10 protein-coding genes are annotated in these 11,508 nt (G+C 57.4%); 6 read left to right on the top strand and 4 right to left on the bottom strand.

What is annotated here, in order from left to right:
* Nucleotides 1-92 precede the first annotated feature (92 nt).
* Complete coding sequence (gene deoD, locus OQV00_RS22675) at nucleotides 93-812, top strand: purine-nucleoside phosphorylase (protein WP_004857662.1); 720 nt, start codon at nucleotides 93-95, stop codon at nucleotides 810-812.
* 232 nt (nucleotides 813-1,044) lie between these two features.
* Here deoD and lplA read toward each other — a convergent pair whose 3' ends face one another.
* Nucleotides 1,045-2,061 carry a lipoate--protein ligase LplA gene (gene lplA / locus OQV00_RS22670; protein ID WP_004857664.1) on the bottom strand — a complete coding sequence of 339 codons (1,017 nt, stop codon included), beginning with the start codon at nucleotides 2,059-2,061 and terminating at the stop codon, nucleotides 1,045-1,047.
* A gap of 17 nt (nucleotides 2,062-2,078) precedes the next feature.
* Nucleotides 2,079-2,714 (bottom strand): YtjB family periplasmic protein, encoded by a 636-nt coding sequence (locus OQV00_RS22665; protein WP_004857667.1) that lies wholly within the window; start codon nucleotides 2,712-2,714, stop codon nucleotides 2,079-2,081.
* Nucleotides 2,715-2,817: 103 nt separating this feature from the next.
* Between OQV00_RS22665 and serB the strand changes: the two genes are divergently transcribed.
* The 3 genes from serB (at nucleotide 2,818) to nadR (ending at nucleotide 6,560) form a co-directional block, all read left to right on the top strand.
* Nucleotides 2,818-3,789, top strand: coding sequence for a phosphoserine phosphatase (gene serB, locus OQV00_RS22660; RefSeq protein ID WP_004857669.1), 972 nt, complete (start codon nucleotides 2,818-2,820; stop codon nucleotides 3,787-3,789).
* A 10-nt stretch (nucleotides 3,790-3,799) separates the two neighbouring features.
* Nucleotides 3,800-5,182 carry a DNA repair protein RadA gene (radA, locus tag OQV00_RS22655; protein WP_004857671.1) on the top strand — a complete coding sequence of 461 codons (1,383 nt, stop codon included), beginning with the start codon at nucleotides 3,800-3,802 and terminating at the stop codon, nucleotides 5,180-5,182.
* A gap of 145 nt (nucleotides 5,183-5,327) precedes the next feature.
* Nucleotides 5,328-6,560 (top strand): multifunctional transcriptional regulator/nicotinamide-nucleotide adenylyltransferase/ribosylnicotinamide kinase NadR, encoded by a 1,233-nt coding sequence (nadR, locus tag OQV00_RS22650; RefSeq protein ID WP_004857673.1) that lies wholly within the window; start codon nucleotides 5,328-5,330, stop codon nucleotides 6,558-6,560.
* Between the two features lie 68 nt (nucleotides 6,561-6,628).
* Here the strand turns inward: nadR and ettA are convergent, their stop codons facing one another.
* Nucleotides 6,629-8,296 (bottom strand): energy-dependent translational throttle protein EttA, encoded by a 1,668-nt coding sequence (gene ettA / locus OQV00_RS22645; protein ID WP_004857675.1) that lies wholly within the window; start codon nucleotides 8,294-8,296, stop codon nucleotides 6,629-6,631.
* 233 nt (nucleotides 8,297-8,529) lie between these two features.
* Here ettA and sltY point away from each other — a divergent pair, with 233 nt between their 5' ends.
* A complete protein-coding gene (sltY, locus tag OQV00_RS22640; RefSeq protein ID WP_004857677.1) occupies nucleotides 8,530-10,467 on the top strand; it encodes a murein transglycosylase in 1,938 nt (645 codons plus the stop codon).
* Nucleotides 10,468-10,620: 153 nt separating this feature from the next.
* Nucleotides 10,621-10,947: a trp operon repressor gene (gene trpR, locus OQV00_RS22635; RefSeq protein WP_015585187.1), complete on the top strand. Its 327-nt coding sequence runs from the start codon at nucleotides 10,621-10,623 to the stop codon at nucleotides 10,945-10,947.
* Here trpR and yjjX read toward each other — a convergent pair.
* The gene (gene yjjX / locus OQV00_RS22630) at nucleotides 10,934-11,449 is read right to left on the bottom strand and encodes an inosine/xanthosine triphosphatase (RefSeq protein WP_004857681.1); all 516 of its coding nucleotides are present in this window, start codon (nucleotides 11,447-11,449) and stop codon (nucleotides 10,934-10,936) included. The two genes, trpR and yjjX, sit on opposite strands and share 14 nt — an antisense overlap.
* Nucleotides 11,450-11,508: the final 59 nt, after the last annotated feature.

The raw sequence follows: 11,508 nt of genomic DNA, 5'->3' as shown, positions 1-11,508 counted from the left end.
GGTGGCGCTATGCTGACCGGGCCTACGGTTTTGTAGGCCGGGCAAGGCGCAGGCGCCGCCCGGCAAAAACAACAATATAAAAGGAACTGAAGATGGCAACTCCTCATATTAATGCAGAAATGGGTGATTTCGCTGACGTCGTGTTGATGCCGGGCGACCCGCTGCGCGCGAAGCACATCGCGGAAACTTTCCTTGAAGACGTGCGCGAAGTGAACAACGTGCGCGGCATGCTGGGCTTTACCGGTACCTATAAAGGCCGCAAGATCTCCGTCATGGGCCACGGTATGGGTATCCCGTCCTGCTCCATTTACACCAAAGAGCTGATCACCGATTTCGGCGTGAAGAAGATTATTCGCGTGGGCTCCTGCGGTGCGGTACGGGCTGATGTGAAACTGCGTGATGTGGTGATTGGCATGGGCGCGTGCACCGACTCCAAAGTCAACCGTCTGCGCTTTAAAGATCATGATTTCGCCGCTATCGCTGACTTCGGCATGGTGCGTAACGCGGTTGATGCTGCAAAAGCGCTGGGCGTTGATGCCCGCGTCGGTAACATCTTCTCCGCAGACCTGTTCTATACCCCGGATCCGTCCATGTTCGACGTGATGGAAAAATACGGCATCCTGGGCGTGGAAATGGAAGCCGCCGGTATCTACGGCGTAGCCGCGGAGTTCGGGGCGAAAGCGCTGACTATCTGCACCGTTTCCGATCATATTCGCACGCATGAACAGACGACTGCGGCTGAGCGTCAGACGACGTTCAACGATATGATCAAAATCGCGCTGGAATCCGTTCTGCTGGGCGATAAAGAGTAAAAGTTGTATGGCTATTGCCCGGTGGCGCTGCGCTTACCGGGCCTGGCAAACCGCGTAGAATCTGTAGGCCGGATAGGGCGTAACCGCTATTCTCGTGCTTACCGGGCCAACAAAACCGTGCCGAATCTGTAGGCCGGATAGGGCGTAACCGCTATTCTCGTGCTTACCGGGCCAACAAAATGGTGCCGAATCTGTAGGCCGGATAGGGCGTAGCCGCCATCCGGCTTTTTTATCAGCGCACCGCGCCGGCAATCCACCCCGACAGCTCCCGCAGCTCTTTCTCCTGCTCCGGGAAATCCACTATTAATGCTTCACACGCCTGCTGCAGCACGTCAGCCCGATACGGGCAGCCCTGCAATCGCGTAGCCAGCGCTTCCAGCGGTGCCGGATTGAGACTATCGGTAAAGACCTGCGTACGGGTGATATGGCCTTTCTCAACGTCGAAGTGCAGCTCAACCCCACCCCAGACAAAGCGCTCATCCAGCAGGTGGGAGAAGGCCGGCGCCTGACCAAAATTCCATGCCCAGCTGCTCTGGCGGGCGAAGGTCTCGGCAAAGTTCGGCAGATCCGGCGTCTTATCGGGCGAAATCACTTCCGCGGCGACGCGCTCGCCGTAGTAGGCGAAAAAGGCCTCTTCAATCGCCGAGCAGACCTGCTGGTGCGTAATACCCGGCAGCAGCTCAACCAGATTGGCCACCCGGCCGCGCACCGAGGTGATACCTTTCGCCTGCAGCTTCTTTTTATCCGGGTTGAGATAGTTTGCCAGACGACTTAAATCGGCATTCAACAGCAGCGTGCCGTGGTGAAAACCGCGATCAAGGGTTTCGCGATAGGCTGAGCCGGAGATTTTACGATCGCCTTCGGCTGTTTTGACGACCAGGTCATTGCGCCCGGAGGCTTCAGCCGCGACGCCCAGCGCCGCCAGCGCAGCCAGCACAATCCGGGTGGAGACGGTTTTATCGTACTCGGGCTTGCCCGCCATAAAGGTAAAGCAGGTGTTGCCCAGATCGTGAAAAACGGCGCCGCCGCCGCTGCTGCGGCGGGCCAGGCGCACGTTGTCCTCCTCCATCCGGCGGGTGTTGCACTCTTTCCACGGGTTTTGCGCCCGGCCAATAACCACCGTGTCGGCATTGCGCCACAGAAACAGCACGCGTTGGGTGGCGGGCATCTGGCGGAAAATACACTCTTCAACCGCGAGGTTGAACCAGGGATCCGTGGAGTCTGAGAGCAGCAGGCGTAGCGTCGACATCAGCGATTTCCTTATTCTTATTCATCTTTGTCTTCGTCCTGCACCGGCTTATTGGCAGTGAGCAGGAAGGGCGATTGCTGCCAGCGGGTGCGCTTGCCCTGCAGCAGCGTGCGGGTCAGCACCACGCCGATGGCCAGCGACAGCAGTAGCATCAGACGTAAAATATTGGTGGTATTATCCACCTGTTTCGCCTCGGTGGCTAACGTATGGGTATCCAGCGTCAGACGCAGGTAGCCCAGCGGCCCGTTTTTACCCTGAATCGGCTCCACGATCTGCTGATTGAAGTAACCCCCCGCTTTTTTGCCGTCCAGCGCCAGCCTGTCGCGCACGTTGACCCCTTCGCCCGAGCGGGCGACCAGATCGCCCTGGTCATCATAGACTCCGGCATCAAGGACCCGGCTCTGGCGGGTGAGCAGCTCCAGCAGCTCACCGATCCGTTTTTCATCAGGGGTCTCGCTGCGCATCATTGGCGCCAGATTCAGCGTAACCTGCTGCGCAAGGGTGCGAGCCAGTTCTTCTAACTGTGGATTACGTTGCTTTTGGCTGTTCTGGCTGAACCACGACGCTCCCTGCATCAGGGCAACGAGAAGCGCGAGGCAGATAAGAACAATGACGGCGCGATGCAGTCGGAATTTCAGTTTTGCGCGTACCATATTCCACCTTTAATATTTACAGCTTAATGTTGCCAGAAGCGCTGGTTACAAGGTAGCCTCATGCGTTATTTTCCTGGCCTGAATAAAGAAATGTGGAGCCGTAATGCCAAACAGTTTGACCTGGTGCGATCTGCCCGAAGATGTTTCCCTGTGGCCTGGATTACCGCTTTCGCTGAGCGGTGATGAGGTCATGCCGCTGGATTACCATGCCGGACGCAGCGGCTGGCTGCTCTACGGACGCGGCCTTGATAAACGCCGGCTGACCGCCTGGCAGCGTGAGCTGGGTGCCGCGCTGGTTATCGTTGCCTCCTGGGTTGTCGAAGATTATCAGGTTATTCGTCTGGCGGGCTCTCTGACGCTGCGGGCAACCCGGCTGGCGCACGAAGCGGGGCTGGATGTCGCCCCGCTGGGGAAAATTCCGCATCTGCGTACGCCTGGGCTGCTGGTGATGGATATGGACTCCACGGCGATTCAAATCGAGTGCATTGACGAAATCGCCAAACTGGCCGGAACCGGCGAAATGGTGTCGGAAGTGACCGAACGTGCGATGCGCGGCGAGCTGGATTTCACCGCCAGCCTGCGTCAGCGGGTGGCGACATTGAAAGATGCCGATGCCAATATTTTGCTGCAGGTGCGCGAATCGCTCCCGCTGATGCCGGGGCTGGCGCAACTGGTGCTGAAGCTGGAGACCCTGGGCTGGAAAGTCGCGATTGCCTCCGGCGGATTCACCTTCTTCGCCGAATACCTGCGCGACAAGCTGCATCTTGACGCCGTGGTCGCTAATGAGCTGGAGATTATGGACGGCAAGCTGACCGGGAACGTCATCGGCGATATTGTCGATGCCAAATATAAAGCCGCCACGCTGAGAAAACTGGCGGAAAAATATGCAATCCCGCCGGCGCAGACCGTGGCGATCGGCGATGGCGCCAACGATCTACCGATGATCAAAGCGGCGGGGCTGGGGATCGCGTATCATGCTAAGCCAAAAGTGAATGAACAGGCGGAAGTGACAATCCGTCACGCTGATCTGATGGGCGTCTTCTGTATTCTCTCAGGCAGCATGAATCAAAAGTAAGAGGTAACACGTGGCGAAAGCTCCAAAACGCGCATTTGTCTGTAATGAATGTGGTGCGGATTACCCGCGCTGGCAGGGGCAGTGCAGCGCCTGTCATGCCTGGAATACCATCACCGAGGTGCGTATTGCCGCTTCGCCGCAGGTGGCGAGAAACGAGCGTCTGACGGGCTACGCCGGGAATGCCGGTGCGTCGAAGGTACAAAAACTGTCGGAGATTAGCCTCGAGGCGCTACCGCGTTTCTCCACCGGTTTTAAAGAGTTTGACCGCGTGCTCGGCGGTGGCGTGGTGCCGGGCAGCGCAATTCTGATTGGCGGCAGTCCGGGGGCGGGTAAATCGACGCTGCTGCTGCAGACGCTGTGCCGACTGTCGGAAAACATGAAAACGCTGTACGTAACCGGGGAAGAGTCGTTGCAGCAGGTAGCGATGCGCGCTCACCGCCTGGGGTTGCCGACCGCTAATCTCAATATGCTCTCCGAGACCAGCATTGAACAAATCTGCCAGATAGCCGATGACGAAAAGCCGCAGCTGATGGTTATCGACTCGATCCAGGTGATGCATATGGCTGACGTTCAGTCGTCGCCGGGCAGCGTCGCCCAGGTACGCGAAACGGCGGCCTATCTGACGCGTTTTGCGAAAACGCGCGATGTAGCGATCATCATGGTAGGTCATGTGACCAAAGATGGCTCGCTGGCCGGGCCGAAGGTGCTGGAGCACTGTATTGACTGCTCGGTGCTGCTGGATGGCGATGCCGATTCTCGCTTTCGTACCCTGCGCAGCCATAAAAACCGCTTTGGCGCGGTGAATGAGCTGGGGGTGTTCGCGATGACCGAGCAGGGGCTGCGTGAAATCAGCAACCCTTCGGCGATTTTTCTCAGCCGCGGCGATGAAGTGACTTCCGGCAGCTCGGTGATGGTGGTCTGGGAGGGCACTCGTCCTCTGCTGGTGGAGATTCAGGCGCTGGTCGACCATTCAATGATGTCTAACCCGCGTCGCGTTGCGGTAGGGCTGGAGCAGAACCGCCTGGCGATTCTGCTGGCGGTTCTGCACCGTCACGGCGGTCTGCAGATGGCCGATCAGGATGTTTTTGTTAACGTTGTCGGCGGGGTGAAGGTGGCGGAAACCAGCGCTGACCTGGCGCTGCTGCTGGCCATGGTTTCCAGCCTGCGCGATCGTCCGCTGCCGCACGATCTGGTGGTATTTGGTGAAGTGGGGCTGTCCGGCGAAATCCGCCCGGTGCCCAGCGGCCAGGAGCGCATCTCCGAGGCGGCGAAACATGGTTTTCGTCGCGCCATCGTCCCGGCGGCCAACGTGCCGAAAAAAGCACCAGAAGGGATGCAAATCTTTGGTGTGAAAAAGCTTTCAGACGCGCTAAGCGTGTTTGACGACTTATAATTAAATACCCGCCGCCTGTCCGGCGGCAGAGGGGCTGGCTGCGTGGGTCCGTATGAACGACTGAGTTGCCTCGGTTCATCGTGCTTCGTCCGTCTGCCGGCCGCAACAGGGTATTTCTTCAGTTTTGCTAAAGCAGGAGGCTCTTGTGTCATCTTTCGACTATCTCAAAACCGCGATTAAGCAAAAGGGCTGTACGCTGCAACAGGTCGCGGAAGCCAGCGGAATGACCAAAGGCTATTTGAGCCAGCTGCTGAATGCCAAAATCAAAAGCCCAAGCGCGCAGAAGCTGGAAGCCCTGCACCGTTTTCTTGGCCTGGAATTCCCGCGTCGGCAAAAGAGCGTCGGCGTGGTATTTGGGAAGTTCTATCCGCTGCACACCGGGCATATCTATCTGATTCAGCGCGCCTGTAGCCAGGTGGATGAGCTGCATATCATCATGGGTTACGACGATACGCGCGATCGTCAGCTGTTTGAAGACAGCGCGATGTCGCAACAGCCGACGGTATCCGATCGTCTGCGCTGGCTGCTGCAAACCTTCAAATATCAGAAAAATATCCGTATCCATGCGTTTAATGAAGAGGGGATGGAACCTTATCCCCACGGCTGGGACGTCTGGAGCCGCGGGATCCGCGCATTTATGAGCGATAAAGGGATCCAGCCGAACTGGATCTACACCTCGGAAGAGGCCGATGCGCAGCAATATCGGCAGCATCTGGCGATCGAAACCGTGCTGATCGATCCGAAACGCACCTTTATGAGCATCAGCGGCGGGCAGATCCGTGAAAACCCGTTCCGCTACTGGGAGTACATCCCGACGGAAGTGAAACCGTTCTTTGTACGTACGGTGGCGATTCTGGGCGGCGAATCGAGCGGGAAATCGACGCTGGTCAATAAGCTCGCGAATATCTTTAACACCACCAGCGCCTGGGAGTATGGTCGCGATTACGTCTTCTCGCACCTCGGCGGCGATGAGATGGCGCTGCAGTATTCCGACTATGACAAAATTGCGCTTGGCCACGCGCAGTATATTGATTTCGCGGTTAAATATGCCAATAAGGTGGCGTTTATCGACACCGATTTCGTCAGCACCCAGGCATTTTGCCTGAAGTATGAAGGGCGCGAGCACCCCTTCGTTCAGGCGCTGATCGACGAGTACCGTTTTGACCTGGTGATTCTGCTGGAGAACAATACGCCGTGGGTTGCCGACGGCTTACGTAGCCTCGGTAGCTCGGTGGATCGCAAGGAGTTCCAGACGCTGCTGGTGTCGCTGCTCAAAGAGAATGAGATCGACTTTGTGCATGTGAAAGAGTCGGATTACGACACGCGCTTTCTGCGCTGCGTTGATCTGGTCAAGCAGCTGATGGGTGAACCGGGCTAACTACTGCCTGGAGAGTTCTGGCGCGCGCTGAGCATAAAAAAACGGGTGGCCTGGGCCACCCGTTTTTATTACTTCGCAATACGCTTGTACTTGATTCGCTTTGGCTCCAGCGCATCGGCGCCGAGGGTGCGTTTCTTATACTCTTCGTACTCGGTGAAGTTACCTTCGAAGAATTCGACTTTACCTTCATCCTGGTAATCCAGAATGTGGGTCGCGATACGGTCGAGGAACCAACGGTCGTGCGAGATAACCATCGCGCAGCCCGGGAACTCCAGCAGGGCGTTTTCTAACGCGCGCAGGGTTTCGATATCCAGGTCGTTGGTCGGTTCATCGAGCAGCAGCACGTTACCGCCAACCTGCAGCAGCTTCGCGAGGTGCAGACGACCGCGCTCACCGCCGGAGAGTTCGCCCACGCGTTTACCCTGGTCGACGCCTTTAAAGTTAAAGCGACCGACGTAGGCGCGGCTAGGCATTTCGGTGTTGCCGATCTTCATGATATCCAGCCCGCCGGAGACTTCTTCCCAGACGGTTTTGCTGTTATCCATCGCGTCGCGGAACTGATCGACGGAAGCCAGCTTCACGGTTTCACCCAGGGTGATGGAACCGGCATCAGGCTGTTCCTGACCGGACATCATGCGGAACAGGGTCGATTTACCGGCGCCGTTAGGGCCGATAATCCCGACGATTGCCCCTTTCGGTACCGAGAAGGTCAGATCGTCAATCAGCACGCGGTCGCCGTAAGACTTACGCAGGTTGCTGACTTCAACAACTTTATCTCCCAGACGGGCTCCAGGCGGAATAAACAGTTCGTTGGTTTCGTTACGCTTCTGGTATTCGACGTTATTAAGCTCTTCAAAGCGCGCCAGACGGGCCTTGCCCTTAGACTGACGGCCTTTCGCGCCCTGGCGTACCCACTCCAGCTCTTTCTCGATGGATTTACGGCGCGCCGCTTCCTGAGAGGCTTCCTGCGCCAGACGCTGATCTTTCTGCTCCAGCCAGGAGGAGTAGTTCCCTTCCCACGGAATCCCTTCGCCGCGGTCCAGTTCGAGGATCCAGCCAGCCACGTTATCGAGGAAGTAACGGTCGTGGGTAATCGCCACGACGGTCCCTTCGAAGTCATGCAGGAAGCGTTCCAGCCAGGCCACGGATTCAGCATCCAGGTGGTTGGTCGGTTCGTCGAGCAGCAGCATGTCTGGTTTTTCCAGCAGCAGGCGGCACAGCGCCACGCGGCGGCGTTCACCACCGGACAGGTTGGCGATTTTCGCCTCCCAGTCCGGCAGACGCAGGGCATCGGCCGCACGTTCCAGCTGCACGTTCAGGTTATGACCGTCGTGAGCCTGAATGATCTCTTCAAACTTGCCCTGCTGCGCCGCGAGTTTATCGAAGTCGGCATCTGGCTCAGCGTATTTGGCATACACCTCATCCAGGCCTTTCAGCGCGTTAACCACTTCGGCTACCGCTTCTTCTACCGACTCACGTACGGTCTGCTCCGGGTTGAGCTGCGGCTCCTGCGGCAGATAGCCAATTTTCAGGCCAGGCTGCGGACGGGCTTCGCCTTCGATGTCGGTATCGATGCCGGCCATAATACGTAACAGGGTAGATTTACCGGCACCGTTAAGACCGAGAACGCCGATCTTCGCGCCAGGGAAGAAGCTCAGGGAGATATTTTTCAAAATATGACGTTTCGGCGGAACCACTTTGCCGACACGATGCATGGTATAAACGAATTGAGCCACGGTGGACTTCGCCTCTTTTATTTTGATGAATAGTTTTCAAAGGCGAAGTGTAGCCTTTTTCACGCGTTAAGCCCAGAGAGGCGATGGGATTCACAGAAGAGTAAAAAAATGTCCAGGACGTGGCACGTTTGGCGTTGTCTGGTTAGCATATCTATAGCGACACCGGGACATTTAAAAAGCGGCATGATGCTGCTCTGATGTAGTGAGATGTACTTTTAACAGAGGAAGAGCTTGTGGAAAAAGCCAAAACGATGGCATGGCGTCTTCTGGCGGCCAGCGTGAGTCTGCTGACGCTCAGCCAGTTGGCACATGCGGATTCACTGGATGAACAGCGCAGCCGCTACGCTCAAATTAAGCAGGCATGGGATAGCCGACAGATGTCCGTTGTCGAACAGCTTATGCCAACGCTGACCACCTATCCGCTGTACCCCTACCTTCAGTACCGGCAGATCACCGACGATCTGATGAACCAGCCGGCGCTGGTGGTGAAAAACTTCATTGAAGCGAACCCGACGCTGCCGCCGGCGCGCACCCTGAAATCGCGCTTTGTTAACGAGCTGGCGCGCCGTACCGACTGGAGCGGACTGCTGGCGTTCAGCCCGGAAAAACCCACCAGCACCGAAGCGCAATGTAATTACTACTACGCGAAGCTGAGCGTGGGCCAGGCGCAGGAAGCCTGGGACGGCGCGAAAGCGCTGTGGCTGACCGGTAAAAGCCAACCTAATGCCTGCGACGCGCTGTTTAGCGCCTGGCGTTCTTCCGGCAAGCAGGATCCGTTGGCATATCTTGAGCGTATTCGCCTGGCAATGAAGGCGGGTAACACCGGTCTGGTCAGCGTGCTGGCCCAGCAGATGCCGCCTGAATACCAGACGATTTCGTCAGCGGTTGTGGCGCTGGCAAACGATCCGAATACCGTCATGACCTTTGCCCGCACCACTGGCGCGACGGACTTTACCCGCCAGATGGCGGCGGTGGCCTTCGCCAGCGTGGCGCGCCAGGACGTCGAAAACGCCCGGCTGATGATTCCGTCATTGGTGCAGGCACAGAAGCTGAATGAAGATCAAACCCAGGAGCTGCGGGATATCGTTGCCTGGCGCCTGATGGGCAACGATGTGACCGAAGAGCAGGCCGTCTGGCGCGATGACGCTATTATGCGTTCGCAATCCACCGCGCTAGTTGAGCGCCGGGTGCGAATGGCGCTGGGCGCCGGGGATCGCCACGGGTTGAATACCTGGCTGGCCCGCCTGCCGATGGAGGCGAAAGAGAAAGATGAGTGGCGCTATTGGCAGGCGGATCTGCTGCTGGAACGCGGGCGCGATGACGAAGCAAAAGCGATTCTCCGTTCGTTGATGCAGCAGCGTGGTTTCTACCCGATGATTGCCGCCCAGCGTCTGGGAGAGGATTTCACCTTCCGGATCGATAAAGCGCCAGAGAATCTCGATCCTGCGCTGACCTCCGGGCCGGAAATGGCTCGGGTACGCGAGCTGATGTACTGGAATATGGACAACACCGCCCGCAGCGAATGGGCAAATCTGGTGACCAGCCGGACGAAAGAGCAGCAGGCGCAGCTGGCGCGCTATGCCTTCAACCAGCACTGGTGGGATCTCAGCGTACAGGCAACCATCGCCGGGAAGCTGTGGGATCAGCTGGAGGAACGTTTCCCGCTGGCCTACAACGATCTCTTCGCGCGTTATATCAGCGGCAAAGCCATTCCGCAGAGCTATGCGATGGCGATTGCTCGCCAGGAGAGCGCGTGGAACCCGAAAGTCCGTTCTCCGGTTGGCGCCAGCGGCCTGATGCAAATCATGCCGGGTACGGCGACCCATACGGTGAGTATGTTCAGTATCCCAGGCTACAGCAGTCCGTCGCAACTGCTGGATCCCGAGACCAATATCAATATTGGCACTAGCTATCTGCAGTATGTATACCAGCAGTTTGGCAATAACCGCATTTATGCTTCCGCGGCCTACAACGCCGGTCCGGGGCGGGTGCGAACCTGGCAGGGTAATAGCGCCGGGCGCATCGATGCGGTGGCGTTTATCGAGAGTATTCCGTTCTCGGAAACGCGGGGTTATGTGAAGAACGTACTCTCCTACGATGCCTATTACCGTTACTTTATGGGACAGAAAGCGTCCATGCTGAGCGATGCGGAGTGGCAGCAGCGTTACTGATGCTCAGCAGATTACGCGTGACAAAACGGGCTGAACGCCGCGCTGTTACGCGAAAGCCATAGAGTATTGACCGGAGTATGTTATGCTTTGTACTCGTTAATGAGTACATCCGACAGGCGGCCTTGGTCGCCTGTCTCAACATGGCGGCGTAACATGACCCAACAATCCCCTTATTCAGCGGCTGTAGCCGAACAGCGTCATCAGGAATGGCTTCGCTTTGTGGCGTTACTCCAGCAGGCGTACGCCGACGATCTGCATCTGCCATTGCTGCAATTAATGCTGACGCCCGACGAGCGCGAGGCGCTGGGCACGCGCGTACGGATTATTGAAGAGTTGCTGCGTGGCGAGATGAGCCAGCGCGAGCTGAAAAGCGAGCTCGGCGCCGGAATTGCCACCATTACCCGTGGCTCTAACAGTCTGAAATCAGCGCCACCCGAGCTACGGCAGTGGCTGGAGCAGGCGCTGCTTAACGGTAAATAAGGTTATGGAACGGGCTTAATGCCAGTACTACCGCCTGGTGGTAGACGCTGCTGCGCGTGAGCTTCCCGGCGGTAAAGACGCCGATAGCCCCTTCTTTACGACCAATTTCATCGATGCCGGTATGTTGTGACATCACCGGCCCTAGTGCTTCCCCGGCACGCACTTTTTCCAGAATCACCGCCGGCAGCGGCAGCGTCGCCGAGCGCGCTTCGCCGCGCTGATGACGATCCTCGATCACTACCCAGCTAAAGGTGCTGCCCTCATCGATCCCGGCTTCAATGGCCACCCAGAAGTCAGCATTTGGCTGCACGGCGCGCGCATTGGCGACCCTGTTTCGTGCGCCAGCACGCGTTTCCTCGTTACCAAACGGTTGTTCCGGCACACCACTCTCGACGGAGATGGACTCAATGTGGCAGGATCCTTCGCCGAAGATCTCGTTAAAAGCCTGTAGAATTGCCTGAATTTTGGCGGGATTAGTGGTAGCTGAGACAACATGGTGCATAATCAAACAACTCAGAATAAATTTACGTCATCGCAGTATACTCCAAATCGTTTTCGTTG

Origin of the sequence: Klebsiella sp. DY2415 (assembly GCF_026314315.1) — a bacterium.
Lineage (GTDB): Bacteria > Pseudomonadota > Gammaproteobacteria > Enterobacterales > Enterobacteriaceae > Klebsiella > Klebsiella ornithinolytica.
The sequence above is the reverse complement of the archived record's forward strand: the minus strand, read 5'-3'. Positions and strand labels throughout refer to the sequence as shown.

Excerpts from the sequence above, each read along its gene's own strand:
- yjjX (WP_004857681.1), bottom strand. The coding sequence starts at position 11,449 with ATGCACCATGTTGTCTCAGCTACCACTAATCCCGCCAAAATTCAGGCA.
- trpR (WP_015585187.1), top strand. The coding sequence starts at position 10,621 with ATGACCCAACAATCCCCTTATTCAGCGGCTGTAGCCGAACAGCGTCAT.
- deoD (WP_004857662.1), top strand. The coding sequence starts at position 93 with ATGGCAACTCCTCATATTAATGCAGAAATGGGTGATTTCGCTGACGTC.
- OQV00_RS22665 (WP_004857667.1), bottom strand. The coding sequence starts at position 2,714 with ATGGTACGCGCAAAACTGAAATTCCGACTGCATCGCGCCGTCATTGTT.
- serB (WP_004857669.1), top strand. The coding sequence starts at position 2,818 with ATGCCAAACAGTTTGACCTGGTGCGATCTGCCCGAAGATGTTTCCCTG.
- lplA (WP_004857664.1), bottom strand. The coding sequence starts at position 2,061 with ATGTCGACGCTACGCCTGCTGCTCTCAGACTCCACGGATCCCTGGTTC.